The following is a 25,211-nucleotide window of genomic DNA, read 5'->3' on the forward strand; positions in this document are numbered from 1 at the left end:
TCTCCCGGCCCGGAAAGAAAAAAGGCCGCCCATGCGAATGGGCGGCCTCGGAGGAATGAACCCGTGGATTCAGCCTACCAGTTGTTGCCGCCGCCGTTCACGATGGAGAAGCCACCGTTGCTCTGGTTGACGGCCTTGCCGCTGGGGGCGTTGTTCACCGTCACGTTGGTGAAGGTGCCGCTGCCCTTCGCGGTGGACAGGACCTGGATGCCGTAGGTCGTGGGGTTGGAGATGGTGATGTTCTCGAAGGCGACGTTGGTGAAGACGCCCCCGTTGTTGCTCTGGATGCTGATGCCCTGGTAGGTCGGATCGATGACGTCGACGTTCCGGATGGTGATGCCGTTGGTCGGGTTCATGTCCGCGCGCAGCCAGATGGAGCCGAACTGCTGCCCGCCCCAGTAGGTGCCACCGGTGCGCACGAGCGTCAGGCCGTCGATCGTCGCGGACTCCATGGGATAGGGCTGGAACTCGGAGCTGACGGTCAGACCGGGATAGGTGAGCGTGTCGTAGGCGATGCTGTTCTCGATCCGGTTTCCGCGGCCGCCGTAGATGGCGAAGCCCGCGGCGCGCCAGGTGATTTGAACGGTGCAGTTGCGGATGACATTGTTCGTCGCCGGGAACGGATAGAGGTCGGTCGCGGACCAGATGGCGAACGCGTCATCGCCCGTGTTGCGGGCGTGGGAGTTCTCGACGACGCTGTCCTTGGTGCCGTTGCAGAGGTTGACGGCGTCCGCGCCGGTGTTCCTGAAGCGCACGTTGCTGATGCGCAGGTTCGTCGACTCGGCATTGCCACCGACCCAGTAGCCGCACTGGACGTGCTCGATCCACATGTTCTCGATGACGGTGTTCTTGTAGGCCGAGTTCACCCAGGCCTTGCCACCCTGGGTGCGCAGACCGTCGGTGTTGCCGAAGATGGCGAAGTCCCGGAACTGCGCGCCGTCACCGGTGATGATGAAGCCCGTCTGACCCCAGCCCGCGTCCTGCGCCAGGCTGGCGTTGTAGAGCTTCGTGTACCAGATGCCCGCGCCCTGGATGGGGATGCCCTTGACCTGGTACTTGTTGGTCTGGTCGAAGACGCCCGGCGGGAAGTAGACGCCTTTGTACTGCCCGGCCATGGCCGCCATGATCGCCTGATTGATGGCGTTGTCGTCGGAGATGCCGTCGTTGGGCACCGCGGGAGACCAGCTGTGTCCCGGCTCCGTGATGTCGATGTAGCCGGCCGGCTTGGGAATGGGGCCGCCGACCAGCTCGAGGTCGATGAAGTCGATGGCGTAGTACGCGGCGGTGTCGCCCGCGTCCTTCTGCAGACGGACGGTGGCACCGGCGGGGATGGTGGTGCTCAGCAGCTTGCTGGCCTCGTCGTAGATGCGGCGCGGGGCACCGCCCGAGGGGCTGTTGGTCTGGGTGTCATCGCCACCGTAGACCCACGCCTCCTTGGAGGAGAGGGTGAGGGTGGTGAGCTTGCTGCCGTTGACGTAGAGGCTCAGCGTCGCCGTGATGCCGCCGCCGCCGGGAGCGTCGGGGATGCTGTTGCGCACGACGATGGAGTTGGCGGCCGCGGTGGTGGTCCACTGCACGTACTGTCCCGTCGAGCTGAGCACGACCGCCTTGCGGCCGGAGGCCTCGCCCGGGATGGTGCCGAGCGCGCGGCTGGGGCCCTGGACCTGACCGTTCGTCGTCCCGTTCTCGGCCTCGTACTCGATCCACGGCACGTTGGCGCCACGGCCAACGTAGAAGCTGGAGGCCGAGGTGTTGTTGCTCTCCACGGCCTCGGAGATGGCGTTGGCGGGGTCGACCGTCGCGAGCACGGTGTGATTGCCATTGGTGGCCGTCCAGGTGCCGCTCAGGGTGACGACGGTGGTGGCGCCAGCGGCGAGGGCCGTGGAGGACACGCCGTTGAGGGTCGTCGTGCCATCGATGACCAGCCGGACGGCGGCGGCGCTACCGGCCGCGTCGAGGCCCTGGTTGGCAATGGTGACCAGGAAGCTGACCGGGGCGCCCGCGGCGGGGGTGTTCGGCGACCAGGAGATGCCCCGGACGACCAGGTCCGGACCGGGCAGCTGCGTCACCGTGAGGTTCTCGCTGAGGCTGTTGTTGGCGTCATTGAGCTCGGCGATGGCGTTGTCCGGGTCCACGATGGCGGTAATGGCATACGTGCCGTTGGCGCTGGACCAGGAGGCATTCGCCGTCAGGGTCGCGCTCGCACCGGCCGCGATGGACGTCGTGGTGGGGAGCGTCGAGGCGGCGATCTCCTGGTTGTTGATGCGGAAGGAGACCTTGTGCACGCCGGCCGGGCTGGCGGCGGTGCCGTTGTTCTTCACGACCGCCTTGAAGGTGATGGCCTCGCCCTCCTGCGGAGGAGTGTGCGCCGCGGTCCACTGGATGTCGGTGACGATCAGGTCGGCCTTCTTCACGGCCGAGGGCGCGACGGTGATGAAGTCCAGGTTGATGTTCGCGCCGTCCCCGGCGTCGTACTGGTAGGTCACCTGGTTGGTGCCCGCGTTCAGGTAGAAGGTCTCGGCCTTGTTGGCCCAGGTGTCCCAGTTGCCGGTCGTGGGCAGGGCGCTCTGCACCAGCCGCGAGCCGTTCACGTAGACGGAGATGTTCGAGTCGGCGAAGCCGTTGCCATAGCGAAGGCTCACGTCGTACCAGCCGGCGCTCGCGACGGAGACGTTGAAGCGGGTGCTCGCGCCCTGGGCCCAGTAGCCCTCCACGAAGCCCGTGCCGCTGTAGTTGGCGTGGTTGGTGGTCACCGCGGCGCCGCCGCTCAGGGTGGCGGACTCCGCCTCGTACTTGCTACCGCCCGTGCTCGGCGCGTAGGTGGCGGTGATGGCCGCCGCCGCCGCTCCCATGGTGTACGTGGTCGAGGCCGCATAGATGTTACCGAAGCTCGAGGCCACGCCACCCGACCAGGAGCTGAAGACCTGACCCGCGGGCGGAGCGTTGGCCGAGATGCTCACGACCGTTCCGGCCGCGTACGAGCCACTGCCCGTGCCGTTGTTGACGGTCAGGGCATAGGTCGGCGTCCCACCGGACGGCGTGCCGAAGATCTGGAACTCGGCGGCCTGCCCACCCGGGGCGCCACTGTTCGACGCGAACTGGAGCCGGACCTCGCTCACGGTGGCCGTCAGGGGAATCGTCACCTGATTGCCGCTCGCGGGGTCGAAGGTATAGGTCTTCGCGGCCACGAGCGTCGAGAAGGTGCTCGTGCTCGCGTCGTGACCCAGCACCGCGATGTTCTGGGTGCGCGTGCCCCAGATGCTGTCCGGGTTGAGCTGCACCACGACCGAGGTGATGTCGTGATTGCCACCCAGGTTCACCGTCAGGGTATTGGGATAGGCATTGGCCGTCCCTTCCCAATAGGTGGCCCGGTTGCCGTCGATCGCGTTCGCGGCGACGTACGTCTGGGTATGGCCCGAGGTCGAGATGGCCTTGCCGAGCGCGACGTTCGTCGCCAGCCCGAGTGCCACGGCGCCCGTGTCCGGCGAAGCCGGTGGTTGGGCCCCGCAGGCGGTGAGGACCATCTGGAGAAGCAGCAGCACCAGGCCGCCAGCCCGGGTCCAATCCGTCACGTTCCTACCTCTCATCATTCCCTCTTTCCGAGAAAGCGACACGCACACGTCGAAGGCGGTTCACACGTCTCCGCGTCGTGAAGAGGCAACGAAGAGGATTTTCGGGTCACCGGCGAGCAGCCAGGCAGACAGAGGGAGGTTGTCAGCGCACGCCCGCACCCGGGTGTGCACTTCCATTGGAAGAATGCATCAAGGGCTGGAGCCCGGTGCGACGGGCCCCAGCTCCGACGACATAGGCCCTCACTCCTACGCGAGCGTCAACCTGATGCAGCGGATGATCGTGGAGAAGGTAGGGAGTCCGCCGCCCACGGCGTGGTCCAGTTGCGACTCCTCGAGCTCCGTCATCGACTGGCCCGCCGGGCTCTCCGGCAACTCCGCGCGCTGCTCGGCCGACAGTCTCGCCCGGTACTCCGGGTCCTTCCACGCGCGGATGATCTGCTCTCGACGACTCATGGCGTCCTCCTTGTCATGCCCTTGCTCGGGCACTTGGATGGAGTGGCCCGCCATACCTGTGACTCGCCGGAGCTTCGGCTGGCTGGACGCCTGCCGTGTTGTCCGCCTGCGTCCCGATGCCCCATCACGTCCACCCCGGGCCCACTCCGTCTTCAATGCCTGGGATTCCAAAGCCCCGGCATACACCCCGTGTGGAGGACCCATGGACACCCCGTCGGACCGCGAGCGCGCGGCGATCACCCGGATCCAGAACCTGTTCCTCGGCCTCCAGGCGGGCCGCTACGTCGGCCTGGACCGCCGCGTCCAGCGGCCGGTCTTCCTCAAGCCCCAGGGCCATGCCCGCGGCGTGTTCACCATCCGGCCGGACCTCCCCCAGGAGCTGCGCGTCGGAGTCTTCGCCCTGGAGGAGAGCTCCGCCTGGGTCCGCTTCTCCTCCGACACCGTGCCCCAGGTCCCCGATGCCGCGAACTCCACCCTAGGACTGGCCATCAAGCTGCTCGACGTGCCGGGCCCCAAGCTCCTCGGCGGTGAGGAGCAGGCCCTGACGCACGACTTCGTGCTGCAGAACCACGATGTCTTCTTCGTCGACGATGCCGAGACGTTCGCCGAATTCACCGAGGTCTCCCTGTCGAGCCCGGAGGCCTTCGAGGCCTTCCTCTCGAGCCACCCCGACACGGCGCGGATCCTCCAGGAGATGGCGAAGGACGAGGAGAGCGTCCTGCTCGCCCACTACTCGAGCACCGTTCCGTACGCGTTCGGCGATCGCTTCGTCAAATACGCCGTCAGGCCCGGCGCGGACACCTGCAACCCGCCTCCCGTCCCGAGGGAGAAGCGTGGCCCGAACTACCTGCGGCGAGACCTGCGCCGGCGGCTGCTCGAGCGGGGGGCTCGCTTCGACTTCTTCCTCCAGTTCCAGAAGGACCCGGAGACCATGCCCCTCGAGAAGGCCACCGTGCGCTGGAGCGAGGAGCTCTCCCCGCTCATCAAGGTGGCCACGCTCGAGCTGCCGGCGGGGCAGGACATCGATACCCCGGGCCAGCCCGAGGCGATCGACAACCTCTCCTATTCGCCCTGGCATGCGCTCGCGGAGCACTCGCCCGTGGGAAGCATCAACCGCGCCCGCCGCGCCGTCTACAAGGCCTCGGCCGACTACCGCCGCCGCCGCAACCATGTCCCCATCGGAGAGCCGTCCGAGGCCGTCTGAGCCGGACCGCTCGCCGGCACGGTCCCCCCACGGCCCATCGAGCCCCACCCCATCCTCGTCCTTTCCGAGCACCGCCGCGAAAGGTATTCACCGGTGGCATGAAGGACGCCGAGACAGCCCAGACGCCACCGCCCGCCGAGCAGCCAGTCCCCTTGACCCTGGACGAGGTGCGCAGGTGCACACACCTCCTCCAGAGGATGGGCGAGAATCGCGTCCTGCTGGCGACCCTCCCCGAGGCGGAGCGGATCGCCCTGCTGGCCGCCGCCGGGAGCGTGGTGCACCCGGATCGCGACACGAAGGCCCGGCTCGCCAAGGCGCTGAGGCGCGAGCGAAAGCAGACGAAGCGCGAGCACGACCGCGGCCTCCGCGCGACGACGGAGATCCGCACGTTGCGCCGGACGGCCGTGTTCACGGTGCCGCTGCTCCCGCCGCCACCGCCCTCGGAGGAGCCGGAGCGGCTGCTCGAGGTGGCGCGCAAGTGCTACGTCTGCAAGGCGGAGTTCCGCAAGCTGCACTTCTTCTACGACTCCATGTGCGGCCCATGCGCGGACTTCAACTACGCGAAGCGGACCCAGCGGGCCCCGCTGTCCGGGAAGGTCGCGCTCATCACCGGCGCGCGCGTGAAGATCGGCTATCAGGCGTCCCTGATGTTGCTGCGCTCGGGGGCGCGGGTGATCGCCACCACCCGGTTCCCCCAGGACGCGGTGCACCGCTACGCGCGAGAGCCCGACTTCGCGGAGTGGTCGCACCGGCTGCACATCCATGGCCTCGACCTGCGGCATGCGCCCAGCGTCGAGCTCTTCGCGCGGCACATCGAGCAGACGCACCACCGGCTGGACATCCTCATCAACAACGCGGCGCAGACGGTGCGCCGTCCGCCCGGCTTCTACGCGCACCTGCTGGAAGGCGAGCTGCGCCCCTTCGACGCGCTCCCGGCGGAGACGCGCCCGCTGCTCGCCGGACACGAGGCGTGCGTCGCGGCGGTGCGGCCCGGGCCCGGTGAAGGCGGCGTTGGCGCCTCGGCCATCGAGACCACGTGGCGCAGCGCGGATCCGGCGCTCGGCATCCACTCGTCCGCCGCGCTGTCGCTGCTCCCCTATGCCATGGAGCAGGAGGGAGACACGCGCGCCCTCTTCCCCGAGGGCCGGCTGGACGCGGACCTGCAGCAGGTGGATCTGCGGCGGATGAACTCCTGGCGGATGAAGCTGGCGGACGTGCCGACGGCGGAGATGCTCGAGGTGCACCTGGTGAACGCGGTGGCGCCCTTCATCCTCTGCGGGAAGCTGAAGCCGCTGATGACGCGTGACCGCTCCTCGCCCGGCCATATCGTGAACGTCTCGGCCATGGAGGGCAGCTTCTCGCGCGGAACGAAGACGGACAAACATCCGCACACCAACATGGCGAAGGCCGCGCTGAACATGATGACGCTGACCTCGGCGCCCGACTACGCGAAGGACGGCATCTTCATGAACGCGGTGGACACCGGCTGGGTCACCGACGAGGACCCGGCGCTGCTCGCCGAGCGCAAGCAGCAGGAGCTCGACTTCCAACCCCCCCTGGACATCGTCGACGGCGCGGCGCGCGTGGTGGATCCGGTCATCTCCTCGGTGAACACCGGCCAGTACGTGTGGGGCAACTTCTTCAAGGACTACCGCCACACGGATTGGTGACGGCGCTCGGCCATCCGCAACTCACAACAGCCTGTACAGCGACACCGAGGGGATCGCGCGACCGAACCCGACCTTCTCGTAGGCGCGCCGGGCCGGGGCATGGCTGGGGTCACCGCCCGTGCCCACCGTGGCCACCTTCATGCCGGCGCTCTTCATCCGCTCCAGGACGAATTCGTACATGGCGGCGCCGATACCTTGGCCGGCATGATCCGGATGCATGGCGTTCAGGCCGATCTCACCGACCTGCTTCTTCGTATCGAGCGAGTACGTGACGAAGCCCACGACCTCATCGCTGACCGTGACCACGAAGGCCTGGTGACCCGAACCGGTGCCGCACAGAGTCTCGAGCAGCCGGGACTGCTCCGCGTCCGCGTCGGAAAAGGCCCTCTCGCCGATCTCCTCACCGACGATGTCGCGAAAGGATTGGAAGACGGGCTTGAACGCGAGCCGCCTGAGCTCCTGCATGGCCGGCAGGTCGGCCGGCCGGAATGGACGAATGTCGAACGGCTGGACCATGCAACCCTCTCACCTGACTCCAGAAGGGAGACATCGACAGTCACAATGGTCAACAGCCTCGGCTGAAACGACCCTGGTGGTGCCAGACGAGCAGCGCGTCGCCATCTCGCTGGGAGAGCAACCCAAGGCAGGAGACCTGGCCAGCGGCAGGACGCTTCCCGCGTACCGCGAGCTCGCCCGGGTGTGATGGCGCCGCGAACCACGGTGCCTGCTTCCTCCCGCTGTGACGCAACCCACAATCCGGGTGTGATCTGGCGCACCGCGCATGGTTTCGCTCCTCCGCATTGTTCGTGGTCGCCCGGGCAACGAAACCGGCCCGTGGCGCACGAACACCGAGAACATCGCGATGAGCAAGCAGCAAAGACAGACGTTGGAGCCCCATGTATTGGTCCTCGATACGCAACAGAGCTACAAGCGTCTGGAGGAAGATGCCCTCATCCGGTCCGTCCGGGAGGCCTGCCGGTACTTCGCCGTCCACCACCTCCCCTACAGGCTCTCCCCCGTCATCCTCGGCGTTCCCGGACTGCTGCTCCACCTGTTCCTCCTCGTCGCCGTCCATAACTTCGAGCGCGCCCGGTGGATGTATGCGCTCTGGGTCGTCTGCCGCGTCCTCCACTTCTGTCTGGATGCCATGGACGGCACCCTCGCCCGGCGCAATGGAACCCAATCCACCGCCCGCCACTTCTGGGACCACTGGGTCGACGTCGTGAACTCGGCCATGGCCGTGCTCATCATCGCCCGGCTCGGCCCCCAGCACGGCGTCCTGCTCCTGCCCTACGTCCTGCTCACCGCCATCGGGCAGCTCTTCTTCTACCTCGGCCTGTGCCGCTACTTCGCCACCGGCATCATGCGCGAGCCCTACGGCAACCACCTCTGGAACTATGTCTTCTGTCTGTTCCTCGGGCTGTCCGTCTGCTTCCACGACGTGGCCGTCCTCGAGACCCCCGGCTTCCAGCTCACCTACTCGCTCCTGAGCCTCCTCGCCTTCGGGCTCGGCGTCTGGTCCCTGCTGCGTGACTTCGTCCTCATGTACCGCTCGCCGCTCTCGTCCCTCCGCTTCTACGCGCGCATCCTCACCGCCCCCGCGCTCATCCTCGGCCTCTACGTGGCCTGGCTTCAGCACTGGAGCGATGTCTTCTCCGCCCGCGCCCTCGTCGCCATCGCCATGAGCAGCCTCGCGGTCAGCGTCCACGCGCGCCAGCTCGTCAACAAGCCTCCCCTCTGGCTCACCGCCGAGAGCGCCCTGTTCCTCCTCGTGATCCCCCTCTCCCTGTTGCCTTCCTCCCTCCAGCCCGCGCTCCACCACGGCCTGCTCCTCGTCATGGTGGGGGCAATGCTCCTCGGCCTGTACCGCTACCTCCGGGAGATGATCTCCCGCTACCCGGCGATCGGCTTTCCGCTGCTCTGGTTGCCTTCGACGCACAGGCCCGTGCCCCACCCGCACGTGAGCAACAAGCTCGCGGCCTGAGCCGCCCGTGGCCGCTGCGTTCGGAAACAGACAGTCCGAACGCACGAGGTTTCGACGCACCTCGTCACGCGAGCCCTGGTTGCAAGCGCTTTCATCTCCTTCTAGTTTGGCCCTCCCCGTTGGCCCGTTGAGGACAGCAGGGTGCATCCATTCCCTCGCATCAGCGGTATCAGCGCGTCCCCAGAACTGGAGATGGACATGGAACGGTCGTTCTCGCGGCGAAAGAGTGTCTCTCGCGCCGCCCTCCTGCTGTTGTCACTCGCGGCCTGCAAGGATCCCCAGCCCGGACCCGGGCCCGGGCCCAACAATCCCCCTCCCGACGACTGGCCGGCCATCCAGAGCGCCATCCCCAAGGACCCCGCCATCGAGGCCAAGGTCGACGCCCTCGTGGCCAGCATGTCGCTCGAGGAGAAGGTCGGGCAGATCACCCAGGTGGAGATCGGCCACGTCACGCCCGACGAGGTGAAGCAGTACCACCTCGGCTCGGTGCTCAACGGCGGTGGCTCGTGGCCCAACGGCAACAAGGGCTCCACCGTGGAGCAGTGGAACACCCTGGCCGACCAGCTGTGGGAGGCCTCGATGGATCCCTCCAATCCCCACCGCATCCCCATCATCTGGGGAGTGGACGCAGTTCACGGCCACAACAACGTGAAGGGCGCCACCCTCTTCCCGCACAACATCGGCCTGGGCGCCGCCAATGACCCCGACCTGCTCGAGCGCATCGGCGAGGTGACGGCGCGCGAAGTGGCCCACACCGGCCTGGACTGGGCCTTCGGGCCGACGCTCGCCGTCGTGCGCGACGACCGCTGGGGCCGCACCTACGAGGGCTATTCCGAGGACCCCGCCATCGTCGAGTCCTACGCCGGCCGCATCGTCAAGGGGCTCCAGGGCCAGCTCGGCAAGGACGCGAAGGCCAACGAGCGGGTGCTCGCCTCGGCCAAGCACTTCCTGGGCGACGGCGGCACCAAGGAGGGCAAGGATCAGGGCATCACCCAGGTCACCGAGAAGGAGCTGCGCGACATCCATGGCCGCGGCTACTTCCCGGCGCTCGCGGCCGGGGCCCAGACGATCATGGCCTCGTTCAACAGCTGGCGGGACGCGGCCAAGGGCGACGACGCCAAGGCCTACAAGATGCACGGCAGCAAGTACCTGCTGACGGACGTGTTGAAGACCAAGATGGGCTTCGACGGCTTCGTCATCTCCGACTGGAACGGCATCGGGCAGATCACCAAGGAGAACAGCGACTCGCCCCGGGACTGCACCAACGGCGATTGCCCGCAGGCCATCATCGCCGGCGTGGACATGGTGATGGTGCCCTACCGCGATGACTGGAAGGCCTTCATCACCAACACCCTCGCCTCCGTGCGGAGCGGGGAGATTCCCCAGGAGCGTCTGGATGACGCGGTCCGCCGCATCCTGCGCGTGAAGTACCGCGCCGGCCTCTTCGAGAAGCCCAAGCCCTCGCAGCGCACCTCGCGCCAGGTGGGCACCGCCGAGAACCGCGCCGTGGCCCGCGAGGCGGTCCGCAAGTCGCTGGTGCTCCTCAAGAACAACGGCGGCACCCTGCCCCTGTCGCGCACCGCCAAGGTGCTCGTGGCGGGCAAGAGCGCCGACAGCCTGTCCAACCAGTCCGGCGGCTGGTCCATCACCTGGCAGGGCACGGACACCACCAACGCCGACTTCGGCGGCGGCACCACCCTCTGGCGGGCCATCCAGAAGATCGCCCCCAACGCCACGCTCGACACCAGCGCGGATGGGGCCAAGGCGGATGCCACCTATGACGCCGCCGTGGTCGTCATCGGCGAGACGCCCTACGCCGAGGGCCAGGGTGACATCGGCAGGACCAAGACCCTGGAGCTCGCCCGGCTGCGCCCCGAGGACTACACGTTGCTGCAGAGCCTCAAGGCCAAGGGCGTGAAGAAGATCGTCACCGTGCTCTTCTCCGGCCGTCCGCTCTACACCAACAAGGAGCTCAACGTGTCGGATGCCTTCGTCGCCGCGTGGCTGCCCGGCACCGAGGGCGAGGGCATGACGGACGTGCTGTTCCGCAAGGACGACGGCTCCATCGATTACGACTTCCACGGCAAGCTGTCCTACTCGTGGCCCAAGGCCCCCTGCCAGGTCTCGCTCAACAAGGGGGATGCCAACTACGACCCGCTCTTCGCCTACGGCTACGGGCTGACCTACGCCCAGCCCCAGGAGCTGGGCGCCCTCGAGGAGACGACCCAGACCCACGGCTGCAGCATGACGCCGGGCGGCGGCGGCACCACCGACGTGCCGCTGTCCCTCTTCGACCGCGCCAACCAGGACGACTGGGTGATGCGCATTGGCGCGCCGTCCAACTGGGGCGGCATCGACGTGGCGCAGAGCACCAGCAACACCACGAGCCTCGCTCCCAATGAGCTCAGCGTCACCCCCGTCGACGACCAGGGCGGCATCCAGTGGGCCGCCGTCAACGTCAAGTTCAGCGGCACCGGTCAGGTCTACATGCAGAACAAGAACGGCAACGTCGGCCGAGACCTCCAGTCCTACCTGAACTCCAATGGCGCGCTCGTCTTCTCCGTGAAGGTGAACGTGGCGCCGGCCGCCCAGGTGAACCTCTCCGCGCACTGCATCTACCCGTGCCTCGGGGAGATCCAGCTCACCGCCCCCCTCAGGAACCTGGAGGGCAAGGGCTGGAACGAGCTCGCCGTCCCCCTCTCCTGCTTCGAGCAGACGGGCCTGGACTTCAGCAACGTGAATTCGCCCTTCCTGCTCTACACCACGGCCACGTTGGACCTGGTGCTCGCCAACATCCGCTGGGAGCCGAACCGGGCTGGCAACGTGAGCTGCACCGGCGGCGAGCCGCCCCCCGCCCCCATCGCCATCACCGGCGACAAGGACGTCTACGTCAACGGCATCTCCGACACCGCGCTCTTCGCCACGCCCAACGGGTGGACCAGTGGCACGACGGGCACCTTGACGGTGACCCCCGACTTCGACATCGGCGGCGGTGAGAAGGTCATCGACGTCGACATGAAGGGCCTCAAGGAGGGCGGCGGCAACGGCGGCTTCGCCTTCGGGCTCAAGGAGCCGAACCTGATGGACGTCACCGCCATCGCCGAGACGGGCGGCGTGCAGTTCGAGTTGCGGGTGCTCGACTACGGCGCCACCACCCAGGACTTCTGGGTGAAGAGCATCTGCAACCGCAAGCCGGACAGCTGCGCGACGGGCGACCTGAAGAACCTCGTCGGCCACCCGGAGGTCGGAACGTGGACGACGGTGAAGATGCCCTTCTCCGACCCGTCCTACCCGGCCTCCTGGGACAAGACCAAGGTCAGCTCCGTCATGGAGATGCTGCCCGCCTGGGGTGACCAGGGTGGCAACATCCACTTCCAGCTGCGCAACATCCGCATCAAGAAGCAGCTCGACTGAGTCGTAGCGCTCGATTGAACACGAGGGCCCTGGTGCCGCGGAGCAGCGCGAGCACCAGGGCCCTCGTGGGCTTCAGGACCTGGGCTCGCCCTTGCCTGGCACACGCACCCGGACCGGAGCTCCACCAGAGACCCACCGCACGCGCAGGCCGTCATCCTCCGAGATGGCCGACAGGTCGCAGGGTACGTCCGTGGACAGCTCCTCCCCCCCGTACCGGACACGCACGGGCGCGCCTCGCCCCGACTGCTCATCGCGCCCCTGGACGAAGCAGCCGGCGATCCGGCCCCGCCGCACCTTCACCACCGCACAGCCCTGGTCCGCCAGCTCCAGCTCCAGCGGCACACCGAGCAACGTGCGCTTCACCGTCCCGCCCCTGCCTCGGCCCAGCGCGAAGAGCCAGGCATCCTCCTCGCCCACGTACTCCGTGACGAAGGCCCGTGGCCCCATGGGCGCTCCCCCCAGCCCCAGCACCTCCAGCACCCGGCGGAAGACGCCGGGACCCGCGCGCACGTCCAGGTAGAGCGCGTAACCCTCGCCCCGCCGCACCCGGTAGCCGTGCACTCCGGCCGGAGAGGCCATGAACGGCTCGGCTCCCTCGGGCAGTCCCAGCGGACGGCACGCCACCTCACCCGGCAGCCCCTTCACGCTCTGGACCGATTCCTTGCCCTGGAAGTGGTGGCCCAGGACGCGCTCCTGGAAGATCTCACAGATGCGCAGCCGCTCGTCGAAGAGCGGGCTCTCTCCACACACCACCAGCAGCCCTCCCTTCTCCACGTAGTCGGCCAGCTTCTCCTGCAGGGCCTCGGACATGAAGAAGCTGCCGGCCAGCACGATGCGGGGACAGGAAGCCAGTTCCTGCGCTGAGGCCTGCTCCAAGTCCACCAGCCGGAAGTCCACCCCCTGAGCCAGGCAATCCGCCGCGAAGTGCTCCAGCGCCTCCGTGGCCGGCTGCGGCAGACGCAGCCCCTTGTAGCGCGGAGCGGACGGCGGCTCCCACGCCGCCAGGAAGTTGTAGGAAGTGTAGACGCCCCAGGCCAGCTCGGCGCGGTGGGCACGGCGCGGCAGCGACTGGCCCTCGTGGCTCAGGAAGTCCGTGAGCAGCGAGAGCGTCTTGGAGGTGGCGCCGCGCGCTCCGGTGGGAACGCTGATGCCCGTGGCCCCGGAGGCGAGCGCGAGCAGGGCGGAATAGGCCTGGGCGCTGGGAGCCACCTCCAGGTCGGGCCCGCGCTGCCGGCGGGCGGCCAGCACGGCGCCGAGGAAGGCACCCTCGTCCCCCACGACATCGCCCGTCCCGCGCGTGAAGCCGTATTGCATGCCGCGCAGGCGCTCGGGCCGGACGCGTCCGAGCCAGGCGTCGAGCCCGGCCCGGCCGGGAGGCGGGAGGCTGACGAGCCTCGGGCACGAGCCCGGCAGGCCCGTTCCCCACTCCTGGAGCACCTCTCCCAGGTAATGCCCGCACCACTCGCCCCAGTCGAGGCAGGCGCCCAGGGTGGCCATGCCCCCCCAGCCCTTCACCGGAGGCACCTCCCCGAAGGACTTCCAGGTGGTGCCATGCGCTTCGTTCAACGCGTCGATGACGCGGTACTTGCGGGCCAGGAAGCGCCGGAAGCCCTGAAGGGCCGGCGCGGAGTAATCGAAGGCTCCGAGCGCCATGGCGGCGTCGCCATAGAGCCCCTCGTGGCCCAGCTGCACGCCCAGCAGTGGCCCTCGCGGGTAGAGCCGGTCCGCGAGCACCTCGTTCGTCAGGGCTCGCAGCCACTCCTTCGTCTCCGCGAGGAAGGCGGGTGCCAGCGGGGACGGGAGCGCCAGCCCCTGGAAGAGCAGCGGCGTGCCCTCGGCGGAGAGCACCGCGGGCGAGGCCCCCCCATACGCGGGCCCGACGTGATCCGGAAGCCCCCCCATCCGCTCCTCCGGATCCACGAATGGCCCTGTTCTGGCCAGCCCCAGCAGCCCGGCCCGGCCGAGCTGCTCGATGAAGCCCAGGAGGTCCCGGTTGTCCTCGGGACCGCCAGAGAAGACGAAGCGCCGGCTCCCCTCCCCCTCCTCCACGTGGTGGCGCCAGGGGATGGAGAACGTCACCACCTGGATGCCGGCGTCACGCAGCTCCGCCAGCTTCGCCGCCCACTGCTCGGGCCGGTCCCTGTAGTAGGGGTAGTCCCCGGAGATCATCAGGCGCTCGGCGCCGTCGACCACCAGGACACCGTCCTCGAACCGCACGCTTCGTCCCTGCTGCATGGCTGTGTTCCCCCCGGAGGCCTAGGAGCGGATGACGACCTTCATCGCCCCGTACGCCGCGTTGTTCTGGCCACCGGCGATCAGCCCGAAGGCCTTCTCGTACTCATTCAGCTCCACCTGGTGCGTCACCAGGCTCTCGAGAGGCAGCGTGGCGGCCAGGTCGATGGCGGCGGGGAAGATCTGGCTGTTGTAGTCGCCGGCGCCGATGATGCGGATGCCGTTGCCCACGAGGGTGAGCGGGTGGATGGTGGCCTTGTAGCCCGCGTTGAAGCCCATCAGCACCACGCACCCGCCCTTGGAGACCAGCTCCAGCGAGCGCTCCAGCATCACGCCCGTGGTGTCCACCACGACGCGGAACTTGCGCCCGCCGTTGGCGGAGATGGCGGCGGCCACGGCGTTGTCCGCGCCCGAGTCGACGACGCGCTCCAGGTGCTTGCGGGCGAACTGGATGCGGAAGGGGTTGTTCTCCAGCATCGTCGTGCGCAGCGCCACGCGCTGGGCGTACAGGGCCCAGACCATGCCAATGGGCCCGGCGCCGATGATGGCCACGTCATCCTCGGCCCGCAGGTTCGCCGCCTTGGCGTTGTTGAGCACGCACGCCAGCGGCTCCACCACCACCGCCCGGTTGAACTCCATCCCCTTCGGCAGCTTGTAGAGGAACTGCTCGGGGAACAGCGAGTACGAGGCGAACGTCCCGTCCCGGTCGACGCCGATCTCCGTGCCGGCCTTGTTGTCGCAGAAGTTGAGCTCGCCGCGCTGGCAGAAGTCACACCGCCCGCAGTTCAGGGTCGGGTTGACGATCACCCGGTCCCCCGGCTTGAAGTTGCGCACGGCGGGGCCCACCGACGCCACCACGCCCACCGACTCGTGGCCGAGGATGACGCCCTCGCGGGCCTTGAAGTTGCCCAGGTAGATGTTGCGGTCGGTTCCGCAGATGCCCGTGGAGTCGATGCGGACGACGACGTCGTCGGGGTTCGTGATGACGGGCTCGGGGCGCTCCTCGAGCGCCAGGCGGTTCACGCCCTTGAAGATGATGGCTTTCATGTGGGGGTTCTTCTCCGGTTACTTCCAGTGGATGCTGTCCAGGAGCCGGCCGTGGAGCTCCCGGGTGGAGGCCGCGATGCACGAGCGCTGGTTCTCGGGCGACAGGTCCATCAGCAGGGTGGACCCGAGCGGCTTGCCATAGGCGTCGGTGATGATGACGCCCGCCTTCTCCGCGATGAGCACGCTGGCGGCGATGTCATACGGGAAGAGGTGCAGCACCTTCCCGTTGCCCACCCGCTCGAAGTCCGCCTTCGTGGCGGGGTGGTCCTTGAGCAGCCGGTTGCCGATGTCCACGTAGGCATCCAGCTGGCCGGTGACGACGCGCGAGATGGAGTAGGAGGCGCTGTTGAAGACGAACACGCCGCCGGTGTTGGCGGACCGGTCGATGATGTGCCCGTAGGCCTTCGTCATCATCTGCGCCGGGTGCCCGTTGAACTCCATGGACCAGAACATCCGCTCCAGCGAGGTGGTGCTCGACAGCCGGGGCACCGGCGTGCGGTAGCCCTCGGAGACGAGCCCGTCCTTGGAGCGGTCCGCGAAGATGAACGCCCCGGACTTGATCTCCTGCAGCAGGGCGAACTCCACGTCGTCGATCCGCGCGTCCTGCTTGAAGCGGGCGGCGGCGATGGAGATGTTGGCCATCTCCAGTCCGGCCGCGGCCGGCCGGGTGCCGTCGATGGGGTCCACGATGAGCACGTACTTCGGCTCCCCGATGCGCCGCAGGCCCTCGTCCTCCGAGTACAGGGCGATGGGCTCACCCCGCTCCTGGGCGAAGCGCCAGACGGCCGCCTCCGCCACCTCGTCGATGTCGAACTGCGCGTCGCCACCGGGCGAGTAGCCGTTGACCTGCCGGTTCTTCAGCGTGCCCTTGGTGTTGAGGACGGCCTCGCGCACGTACGCGGCCATCTCGATGAGGTATTGCCGCATTACTTCTTCACCTCCGCCAGGCACTGCTCGAGCTGGTCGCACAGCTTGACGGCCTCGTCCGGGGTGATGATGAGCGGCGGGCGGATCTTGAAGACGTTGCCGAACCCGTAGCGCGAGGTGCGCAGGATGATGCCGTAGTGCATGCCGCTCTTGGCGATCTTGTTGGTGAGCGCCACATCCGGATCGCCGTCCTGGTCGACGATCTCGATGCCGATCATCAGGCCCGCGCCGCGCACGTCGCCGATGAAGGAGAAGCGCTCCTTCATCTTGTGCAGGCGGCTCATGATGTACTCGCTCACCACCCGCACGTTGGAGAGGAAGCCGGGCCGGGCGATGATCTCCAGCGTCTTGGCGGCGGCGGCCGCGGCCAGCACGTTGGCGCCATAGGTGAAGGAGTGGTGGTGCCCCTCGAGGCCGCCGTACTTCTCCTCGGTCATGATGGCGGCGATCTGGAAGCCGGTGCCACCCAGGCCCTTGGCCACGGTCATGATGTGCGGCTGCACACCATAGTAGTCCGCGGCGAACATGTGGCCGGTGCGGCCAAAGCCCGTCTGGATTTCGTCGAAGATGAGCGCGATGCCACGCTCGTCACACAGCTTCTTGAGCGCCTGGAAGTAGCCCTGGGGCGGCATGACGTTGCCGCCGTTGCCGGAGATGGGCTCCACCACCATGCAGGCCACCTTGCCGGTGCTGCCATAGTCGATGAAGTCATTGATGCGCTCGACGCACAGGAAATTGCACGTCTCCGGCTTCTGCTTGTAGAAGCAACGATAGCAGTAGGGGTCCGGCACGTGGATGCCGCCCGGGAACAGGTTCGGGAACGGCTCCTTGCGGAAGGCATTGCCCGACAGGCTCGCCATCATCATCGTCTGTCCCAGGTGGCTGCGGAACAGGGAGATGACGTCACGGCCGCCGTTGAAGTTCTGCGCCATCTTGATGGCGCCCTCGTTCGCGGTGGAGCCGCTGCAGACCTTCGGGTGCACCTTCGTCAGGTTCTTGGGCGCCAGGTCCACCAGCCGCTGGACCACCTCGTTGATGGGCCCCGTCTGGAAGCTCGAGGTGACGTGAACCAGGCTGTCCGCCTGCTTCTTCACCGCCGAGAGCACCTCGTGGTTGGAATAGCCGAGGATCAGGTTGAAGGTCGCCGACGCGCAGTCGATGTATTCCTTACCATTCGAGTCATAGAGATAGACTCCCTGTCCCCGCTCCATGACCAGGTCACTGACGTCGTAATAGATGTTTTTACGCACGTCCCGCTGAACGAACTTCTCACCGTCCTGCACCACGGACTGGGCTGCAGTTCCCACGATTGTCTTGCCTCCTGTTGATGAACTTTTACGGAACCGCGAAAACCCGTATTACGGCTATCCCCGCTCCCGCTTGGTTCGCGGGGATTTATACGTAAGGTTTCCGACGGCGCAAGTGACATGAAGTTGCCGGATGTTCTTTCTTTGCCAGCGAGAAGATTGGATGGCCTGTCATTGAAAATTTCCCCCCGCGCCAATGGCAGGCACGGCGCAATACATGTGACGGAAATGCCATTTTCAAACCATCAATCACTGACACGAGAGTCAACGTCGCGCGCGCGAGCACGCGGGACAGACAGAGAGACGCCGCGGCCCTGGCCGGGCCACGCGGCGCGCATCCTCTTGTTGGCGGTAAAGAGGGAGCTGGCGAACAAATCGGGTCAACGCCTCCCCGCCCTCCCCGCGTACCGGAGCCGCACGAAACCGCGCGTTCGTGTCGGCGCGTGCCTGAATCTCATGGATTCCGCCCGAAAATAACGAATTTCCCGCACATCCCCCTTGATTTCGACGACAAACACGCACGAAGATGCATCCACACGAAGGATGAACGCATGAGTCCGCAGCCTCCAGTGGTCCCCGAAGCACCCGCCCCCGTCCTGCTGCCCGATGAGCGGCGGCGTCTCATCCTCGAGCAGCTCGGACTCCGGGGCCGGGTGCTGGCCACGGATTTGTGCCGGATGTTGCAGGTTTCCGAGGACACCATCCGGAGGGACCTGAGGGACCTGGACGAGGCGGGCCTGCTCAAGCGGGTGCATGGAGGGGCGCTGCCCATCACCCAGGGGTCCGTGGGCCGGGCCTTCGGAACGCCTCAACCCGCGAAGCAGGCCGTGGCCCGTGTGGCGGCCGGGTTGATCCGTCCCGGACAGGTGGTGTTCATCGATGGAGGCACCACGCTGTTGGAGGTGACGCGCGCGCTGCCCGCGGACCTGCGCGCCACCATCATTACTCCCAGCCCTCCCGTGGCGGTGGCGCTGGCCGACTACTCGGGCCTCGAGGTCCATCTGGTCGGAGGCCGGCTGCACCCAGGAGCCCTGACATTGGTGGGCGCCGACACGGTGGAGGCCCTGCGCCGCGTGCGGGCGGACCTCTGTCTATTGGGCGTGTGCAGCCTGCATCCCGAGACAGGCATTTCCACCGCGTACGCCGAGGAGGCGACGATCAAGCGCGCCATGATCGAGAGCGCGGCCGAGACCGCCGCCGTGCTCACCGCGGACAAGCTCGGGACCGTGTCGCCCTTCGTGGTGGCGCCCGCCAGCCGGTTGACCACCCTGGTGACGGAGGCCAGCGGCACCGAGGCCCTCCTCGCCCCCTTCCACAAGCTCCAATTGAGGATCCTCACCGCATGAACGCCACGAGCCTTCCCGTCGACGCGAAGTTGGCGCTGGTCCGCCGGAGCGCCATCGCCACCATCTTCTTCGTCAATGGTTTCGCCTTCGCCAGCTGGGTGCCGCACATCCCCACCGTCCAGGCGCGGCTGGGCCTGAGCGCCGGAGAGCTCGGGCTGGCGCTGCTCGCCGTCGCCGGGGGAGCGCTGGTGTCCATGCCCCTCACGGGCATCTTCATCGGGAAGTGGGGCAGCGTCCGCGTGACGCTCGCCGCCTCCGTGCTCTTCTGCGTGCTGGCGGCCCTGCCGGTGCGCGCGCCCAGCCAGCTGCTGCTCGTGCTGTCCTTGATGGCCTTCGGCGCCGCCAATGGCGCCATGGACGTGTCGATGAACGCCCATGGCGTGGCCGTCGAGAACTGGATGGGCCGGCCCATCCTCTCCTCGCTGCATGCCCTGTTCAGCCTCGGGGGTCTGGTGGGCGCCGGGTGCTCCATGCTGGCGCTCAAGCTGGGCCTCGCCCCGGCCACGCACATGGTGGTGGCGGCGGGAGCGGGGCTGCTGCTCGTCGCCCTCGCCACGCGCTTCCTGGGGCCGGGCTCGGCCGGGAGTGGCGGCAACACCCCCTTCTTCGTGATGCCGCGCGGGCCGCTGCTGATGCTGGGGGCGCTGGCCTTCCTCGTCCTGCTCGCCGAGGGCGCCGTGGCGGACTGGAGCGCCGTCTACCTGCGCAACGCGCTGAACGCCGACACGCACCTGGCGGGGGCGGGCTACGCCGTGTTCTCGCTGACCATGACCGCCGGACGGCTGGTGGGGGATCGGCTGGCCGCGGCCTTCAGCCCCGTGACCCTGCTGCGCACCGGAGGGGTGCTGGCCGCCGGGGGTCTGGGCGCGGCCCTGCTGCTCCACCATCCCCTCGCCGCGGTGGTCGGGTTCGGCTGCATGGGCCTGGGCCTGTCCAACATGAGCCCCCAGATGTTCAGCGCCGCCGGCCGCACGCCGGGCATGCCCTCGGGCCTGGCCATCGCCGCCATGTCCACCGCGGGCTATGGCGGCTTCCTCGCCGGCCCTCCGTTGGTGGGCTTCGTGGCGGACGTGGCGGGCCTGTCCCTCGCGCTCGGAATGCTCGTGGTCTTCCTGACCTTCGTCGTGGCCAGTGCCAGTTGGGTGGACACCTCACGCGAGACGGAGCGGGTTCCGGAGGTACAGCCAGAGGGGTGACCTCGGAGCCCCTGGCGGCGCAACCTCGAACCGGGCAGCCTTCCTCGCCTTCACCCGCTTCATGGCGAGGAGCTGACATGGTGATGAGACTGGCCGTCGTGGTGTTCGGTGTTCTCCTGGGGCTGTGGCCCCCACTGGCCCAGGCCTGCCGGTGCGTGACCGAGCCCGACAATACCTCCCTCGCCCAGGCGCTCCGGACCGCCCGGGACAAGGCGAGCCACATCTATCTCGCCCGCGTCCAGGCGTCCGATGGGCTGCGCAACCGCGGCATCGCGACCGTGCAGGTCCTGGAGGTGCTCAAGGGAGAGCTCGCGGCCGGCACCCAGCTCGAGCTCCCGTCCGGCGGCGGAGGTGACTGCTCCTTCCCCTTCAAGCGGGGCAACGACTACCTGGTGTACGCCCACGGCCAGCCCACGAGCGTGAGGCTGTGCACGCGGACCCGGCAGGTCCAGGCCGACGACGTGGAGGTGCAATGGCTCCGCACGGGGAAACCTCCCCCCACTCCCGTGGCCCTGCGGCGTGAGGTGGTGAGCTGCAAGCGCTGCGACATCGACACCGTCGCACGCGCACCCTTCCTGGGGGGAGAGCAGGCACGCCGGGCCAACGAGGAGCTGCGCCCCTTCTGGACCCATGGCCCCGGCAGCGACGATCGCGTCTCCGTCGCGGTGGGGGTGAGCGGGGACCAGCGGGCGTTCCAGCTCGTCCAGACGTCGCACGAGCACACCCCCACGGACGAGCCGTGCCGGCGGGTGGTCATCCGCCGGTGGTGTGAGCGGCTGGCGCCCGCGAGCGACACGGCGAGGTTCGCGTTCCGGTGCATCAAGCCGGGACCCGAGGAGGAAGTGTGTGACGAGGAGAAGAGCCGTGTCGCGAAGTGGAAGCCCCTCGAGCGCATGACCGCGGCCTCCTGCGGTTGGGGAAACCCCAACGCGCCGAGCTGCACGCTCTCCAAGAAGCTCCAGCCGCTGCGCGGCTCCCCCAAGGCTGGCGCGCCCGTGCTCCAGTGCCGCCCCACGGACCTGAGCTCGGACAGGCACAGCTGTCAGGTCGTCACCAGCGAGAAGTAGGTGGGCGCGGCCGGGTCCTCACCGCACCTGGATGGCGTCGGCGATGACGTAGGAGCCCGCCGTGGTCCAGCGGCTCAGCTGCACCTTGTTCCAGCCCGCCGTGAAGCTCCACGTGCCGAGCGTGTTCCACCTGCCACCGTTGAGCTGCTGGTTCACGTTCACCGTCGCCAGTTTGGTTCCACTGGCGTTCCAGACGATGAAGGGCGCCGTCGTCGAGCGGTCGCTCGCCGAGGTCCACCACGCGTCGATCGTCTTGGTGGCCGCCGCCGGCAGGTAGAACCAGAACGTCGCCGGCTCCGACACCGCCGCCGTGGGCGAGGCGTAGTAGCCCGAGCCGTAGTAGCCCGCCACGTTCGTGGACGAGGTCCAGCTCGTGCCCGTCAGCTGGATGTAGCCCTTGGTGGAGTCGTTGTTGGTGTTGTTGCTGTCGATGATGAGGCCCGTGGTCGTCCCACCGCCCGACGTCCACAGGTACGTCACGTTGACCCAGTCGTTGTTGCTCATCCCCAGGTCCGTCCAGAACGTCCCATCCGCCAGGTCGATGCCCGCGGGATTCGCCGGCCGGCGCCCGAACTGATCCAACCCGCCGTTGTAGCCGTCCTGGTACGCGGCCTGCGCCTCGGGCTTGCCCTGCGGCAGGTTCTTCCACATCTCGCGGACACTCGAGGGATTCCAGTAGTCATCCTTCGTGTTCCAGGGCCCCACGTCCCAGACGGAAGCCGTCGTGCACTTGCCCGTCACCGGGTAGCACACGCGCACCTGGTACTCGGAGCCTCCGTTGCTCGCGAGCGCCCGGCGCGACGGCAGCGCCACGAAGCGGTCGTACGACTTGATGACGTGTCCGTTCGCCGTGGTTCCGCCCACCAGCCCCTCGCGCGTGGCGAAGATGCGGTAGGTCAACGCGGCCAGCGGCTGGAGGTCCGCCTCGGAGGGGCCCCCCTCCAGCGTTCCCTCCAGCGCCACCTCGCGCACCACCGGACCGCGGCCGTGCTCGTCCGCCAGCAGCGCGAGCCTCACCTGCACCTCCGTGCCCGCCCGCGGCAGGCGCACGGCCTCTCCCGCGCTGGAGGTGCGCCACTCCGTCCAGGCGCCGCTCTCCGTCCGCACGCGGACGTCCACCTCGACCCCCGTCCCCAGGAGCGCCTTCGTCTGGAGCACCGGACGGATCGTGTCCACCGGCTGCTCCAGCCTCCGCGCCGGGAAGGTGTAGAGGCCCGTGAGGCTGAGCTGCCCTTCGGGTCTGCGCATGACGGCGTAGGGCTCGAACAGCAGACCGTCCCGGGTGCTCACCAGTTCGCCCGTGCCCTCTCCCGTCGTCAGGTCCTCCGACCAGCGCACCGCGCTCGCGCCCCTCGGCGGGTCGGCACGGACAGACGCATCGGCGGGCTCCCGAGGGCTCTCCGCGTACGCGGCCCCTTCCGACAGCGCGACTCCCAACATCATCGTCATGAACGTGGACCGCAGCTTCGAGCGCATGCACCAGCTCCTTGAAAATGGGGGGAGCCAGATTCTCACTTTCTCCAAGACAAAGAAAGCATCTCGGACAGAACAACTTTCCTGGGAAAATCTCCGAAAGCCGCATGTTCCCATGAGGCCGAAGCCAGGTGAGGTCACGCGCTAAGGTGGAGGGGATGCCCTCCTCGCCCCAGCGCCCGTCCTCCTTCCACATCCTCCATGACGACCAGGATGGCCGCTCGACGACGGTCTGGTGGCGGTGGCGTCAGCTGTATCCCGGCATCTACTTCTTCGCGGCGGTCTGGGCCGCCTTCGCCCTCTTCGCCGTGGTCGACTCCTTCTCGGAGGGAGCCACGAGGGCGGGGCCGCTGGCCGCGCTGCTCCTCATGGGAATCGGCTACGGGGTGGCGGCCGGACTCCTGAATCGCACCTACCTCGAGGTGGATGCCTCGCGCCTGAGCATCCGCCATGAGCCCCTCCCCTGGCCTGGAGGCCGGACGTTCCGCGCGGCGGAGGTGTCGGGTGTCCTCGTCGAGAGCAGGACATTCCAGGACAAGAATGGAGCCAGCCGTTCCTCCTACTCCCTCCATGCCGTGATCCGTGGCAAGCGCCGGGTGCGGCTCCTGTCGGGACTGCCAGAGGTGGAACAGGCAAGATTCCTCGAGCAACGCATCGTGGAAGGCGTGCTCGGCATCCAGTCATAGAGGACGTTGGGGCGCCCAGCTTCGGCTTCGATGGAGGAGGAAGACATGAAGTCATCGAGGGTGATGTTGGCGGCGTTGACGGGGGTGCTCTCCGGGTGCGCCACGGTCCCCCGGGCCACCGAGTCCCATCAGGTGCGCGTCTCCGGAGGCCTCTTGCAGGGCGCGGTGCGGGACGGTGTCCTGTCCTTCAAGGGCATCCCCTTCGCCGCGCCTCCCGTGGGCGACCTGCGCTGGCGCCCGCCCCAACCCGTCCAGCAGTGGAGCGGCGTGCGCCAGGCCACCGCCTTCGGTCACGACTGCATGCAGGTCCCCTTCGCGGGCGACGCCGCCCCGTTGGGCACGCCACCCGCCGAGGACTGCCTGACGCTCAATGTCTGGCGCCCGGCCGACGCGCCCGCGGACGGCAAGCTGCCGGTGATGGTGTGGATCTACGGCGGCGGCTTCGTGAACGGCGGCGCGTCCCCGTCCGTGTACGACGGCTCACGGTTCGCCCGGCAGGGCCTGGTGCTGGTCAGCTTCAACTACCGCCTCGGACGGCTGGGCTTCTTCGCCCACCCGGCGCTGACGGCCGAGGCTGGAGGCGCGCCCACCGGCAACTTCGGCTACATGGACCAGATCGCCGCCCTGGAATGGGTGCGCGACAACATCGCCGCCTTCGGGGGAGACCCGGAGAACGTGACCGTCTTCGGCGAATCCGCTGGCGGTGCCTCGGTCCACACCCTGCTGACCTCGCCGAAGTCCCGAGAGCTGTTCCACAAGGCCATCATCATGTCGGGCGGAGGGCGCGGACCGCTGCTCGGCGGGAGCAGGTTGAGTGAAGACACGCCGGGAGGACCGCGCTCGGCGGAGTCGATCGGCGTGGAGTTCGCCAGGAGCGTCGGCATCCAGCAGACCGGTCCGGAGGCCCTGGCCGCGCTGCGCGCCCTGCCGGTGGAGCGGCTCGGAGATCTCAGCCTGATGACCATGAACGTGCCCACCTACTCGGGCCCGATGCTCGACGGGCAGCTCGTCGTCGAGTGGCCGGACGCCGCCTATCGCGCTGGCCGCTGGGCGCGGGTGCCCGTCATGGTGGGCGCCACCAGCGCGGACATCGGCTTCGGCTTCGCCCGGACCAAGGACGAGGTGTTCACCCCCTTCCCGGACAAGGCGGCGGCTCGTGCTACCTATGACCCCGCCGGAACCGCCGACGTGAGAACCCTGGTCGCCCTCACCGGCATGGATCGCCTCATGCTCGAGCCCGCGCGGTTCACGGCCCGCGTCGCGGCCTCGCAGGGGGTGCCCTCCTGGCACTACCGCTTCTCCTATGTCGCCGACTCCATGCGCGACGAGTGGAAGACCGGGGCTCCGCACGCGACCGAAATCCCCTACATGTTCGACACCGTCGGGCTCAAGTACGAGGCGAAGACGAGCGAGCGCGACCGCCAGGTGGCACGCGCGGCCAACGCCTACTTCGCCAACTTCGCCAGGACGGGCGATCCGAACGGGCAGGGCCTGCCCCCGTGGCCCCGCTACGAGCCCACCGCGGACGTGCTCCTGGACTTCTCGGCGAGCGGAGAGCCGGTGGCACGGCCCGACCCGTGGAAGGCCCGGCTGGACGTGACCGAGGCCGCCGCGGAAGCCGCCAGCAAGTGAG

At 68.1% G+C, this 25,211-nt stretch carries 18 protein-coding genes; 10 read left to right on the plus strand and 8 right to left on the minus strand.

Features of this window, described 5'->3' with window-relative positions; all coding sequences use genetic code 11:
• Window positions 1-74: 74 nt before the first annotated feature.
• Together NR810_RS44540 and NR810_RS44545 are read right to left on the minus strand one after the other, a co-directional pair.
• The gene (locus tag NR810_RS44540) at window positions 75-3,587 is read right to left on the minus strand and encodes a CARDB domain-containing protein (RefSeq protein WP_257461665.1); all 3,513 of its coding nucleotides are present in this window, start codon (window positions 3,585-3,587) and stop codon (window positions 75-77) included.
• Between the two features lie 231 nt (window positions 3,588-3,818).
• Complete coding sequence (locus NR810_RS44545) at window positions 3,819-4,025, minus strand: mersacidin/lichenicidin family type 2 lantibiotic (protein WP_257461666.1); 207 nt, start codon at window positions 4,023-4,025, stop codon at window positions 3,819-3,821.
• Window positions 4,026-4,227: 202 nt separating this feature from the next.
• Between NR810_RS44545 and NR810_RS44550 the strand changes: the two genes are divergently transcribed.
• Window positions 4,228-5,229 carry a catalase family protein gene (locus tag NR810_RS44550; protein ID WP_257461667.1) on the plus strand — a complete coding sequence of 334 codons (1,002 nt, stop codon included), beginning with the start codon at window positions 4,228-4,230 and terminating at the stop codon, window positions 5,227-5,229.
• Between the two features lie 98 nt (window positions 5,230-5,327).
• Window positions 5,328-6,899 (plus strand): SDR family NAD(P)-dependent oxidoreductase, encoded by a 1,572-nt coding sequence (locus NR810_RS44555; RefSeq protein ID WP_257461668.1) that lies wholly within the window; start codon window positions 5,328-5,330, stop codon window positions 6,897-6,899.
• Between the two features lie 21 nt (window positions 6,900-6,920).
• Here the strand turns inward: NR810_RS44555 and NR810_RS44560 are convergent, their stop codons facing one another.
• Window positions 6,921-7,415 carry a GNAT family N-acetyltransferase gene (locus NR810_RS44560; RefSeq protein WP_257461669.1) on the minus strand — a complete coding sequence of 165 codons (495 nt, stop codon included), beginning with the start codon at window positions 7,413-7,415 and terminating at the stop codon, window positions 6,921-6,923.
• Between the two features lie 76 nt (window positions 7,416-7,491).
• On the opposite strand from NR810_RS44560, the gene NR810_RS44565 reads away from it, so the two are divergent.
• From NR810_RS44565 to NR810_RS44575, 3 genes are all read left to right on the plus strand, one after another.
• Entirely contained in the window at window positions 7,492-7,602 is a 111-nt protein-coding gene (locus NR810_RS44565; RefSeq protein ID WP_257461671.1) for a DUF3396 domain-containing protein, read from the plus strand.
• A 159-nt stretch (window positions 7,603-7,761) separates the two neighbouring features.
• A complete protein-coding gene (locus NR810_RS44570; RefSeq protein WP_257461673.1) occupies window positions 7,762-8,883 on the plus strand; it encodes a CDP-alcohol phosphatidyltransferase family protein in 1,122 nt (373 codons plus the stop codon).
• A 198-nt stretch (window positions 8,884-9,081) separates the two neighbouring features.
• Window positions 9,082-12,297, plus strand: a complete 3,216-nt coding sequence (locus NR810_RS44575) for a glycoside hydrolase family 3 protein (RefSeq protein ID WP_306819035.1) — start codon at window positions 9,082-9,084, stop codon at window positions 12,295-12,297.
• Between the two features lie 72 nt (window positions 12,298-12,369).
• Here the strand turns inward: NR810_RS44575 and NR810_RS44580 are convergent, their stop codons facing one another.
• Genes NR810_RS44580 through NR810_RS44595 form a run of 4 tightly spaced genes read right to left on the minus strand, consistent with a single transcriptional unit; the run spans window position 12,370 to window position 17,810 of the window.
• Window positions 12,370-14,532: a beta-galactosidase gene (locus NR810_RS44580; protein ID WP_257461674.1), complete on the minus strand. Its 2,163-nt coding sequence runs from the start codon at window positions 14,530-14,532 to the stop codon at window positions 12,370-12,372.
• A gap of 21 nt (window positions 14,533-14,553) precedes the next feature.
• Window positions 14,554-15,576, minus strand: a complete 1,023-nt coding sequence (locus NR810_RS44585; protein ID WP_257461675.1) for a zinc-dependent alcohol dehydrogenase — start codon at window positions 15,574-15,576, stop codon at window positions 14,554-14,556.
• Between the two features lie 18 nt (window positions 15,577-15,594).
• Window positions 15,595-16,503 carry an inositol monophosphatase family protein gene (locus NR810_RS44590; RefSeq protein ID WP_257461677.1) on the minus strand — a complete coding sequence of 303 codons (909 nt, stop codon included), beginning with the start codon at window positions 16,501-16,503 and terminating at the stop codon, window positions 15,595-15,597.
• On the minus strand, window positions 16,503-17,810 hold the full coding sequence (locus NR810_RS44595) for an aspartate aminotransferase family protein (RefSeq protein WP_257461678.1): 1,308 nt from the start codon (window positions 17,808-17,810) through the stop codon (window positions 16,503-16,505). Before NR810_RS44595 ends, NR810_RS44590 begins: the two co-directional genes overlap by 1 nt.
• A gap of 551 nt (window positions 17,811-18,361) precedes the next feature.
• Here NR810_RS44595 and NR810_RS44600 point away from each other — a divergent pair.
• From NR810_RS44600 to NR810_RS44610, 3 genes are all read left to right on the plus strand, one after another.
• Window positions 18,362-19,156, plus strand: coding sequence for a DeoR/GlpR family DNA-binding transcription regulator (locus NR810_RS44600; protein WP_257461679.1), 795 nt, complete (start codon window positions 18,362-18,364; stop codon window positions 19,154-19,156).
• Window positions 19,153-20,352 (plus strand): MFS transporter, encoded by a 1,200-nt coding sequence (locus tag NR810_RS44605; RefSeq protein ID WP_257461680.1) that lies wholly within the window; start codon window positions 19,153-19,155, stop codon window positions 20,350-20,352. Before NR810_RS44600 ends, NR810_RS44605 begins: the two co-directional genes overlap by 4 nt.
• Before the next feature lie 77 nt (window positions 20,353-20,429).
• Entirely contained in the window at window positions 20,430-21,419 is a 990-nt protein-coding gene (locus tag NR810_RS44610; RefSeq protein ID WP_257461681.1) for a hypothetical protein, read from the plus strand.
• A gap of 18 nt (window positions 21,420-21,437) precedes the next feature.
• On the opposite strand, the gene NR810_RS44615 is transcribed toward NR810_RS44610, so the two are convergent.
• Entirely contained in the window at window positions 21,438-22,895 is a 1,458-nt protein-coding gene (locus NR810_RS44615) for a golvesin C-terminal-like domain-containing protein (protein ID WP_257461682.1), read from the minus strand.
• 155 nt (window positions 22,896-23,050) lie between these two features.
• Between NR810_RS44615 and NR810_RS44620 the strand changes: the two genes are divergently transcribed.
• Both NR810_RS44620 and NR810_RS44625 read left to right on the plus strand, forming a co-directional pair.
• Window positions 23,051-23,578 (plus strand): hypothetical protein, encoded by a 528-nt coding sequence (locus NR810_RS44620; RefSeq protein ID WP_257461683.1) that lies wholly within the window; start codon window positions 23,051-23,053, stop codon window positions 23,576-23,578.
• 45 nt (window positions 23,579-23,623) lie between these two features.
• Window positions 23,624-25,210: a carboxylesterase/lipase family protein gene (locus tag NR810_RS44625; protein WP_257461684.1), complete on the plus strand. Its 1,587-nt coding sequence runs from the start codon at window positions 23,624-23,626 to the stop codon at window positions 25,208-25,210.
• Window position 25,211: the final 1 nt, after the last annotated feature.

The organism is Archangium lipolyticum (assembly GCF_024623785.1).
Lineage (GTDB): Bacteria > Myxococcota > Myxococcia > Myxococcales > Myxococcaceae > Archangium > Archangium lipolyticum.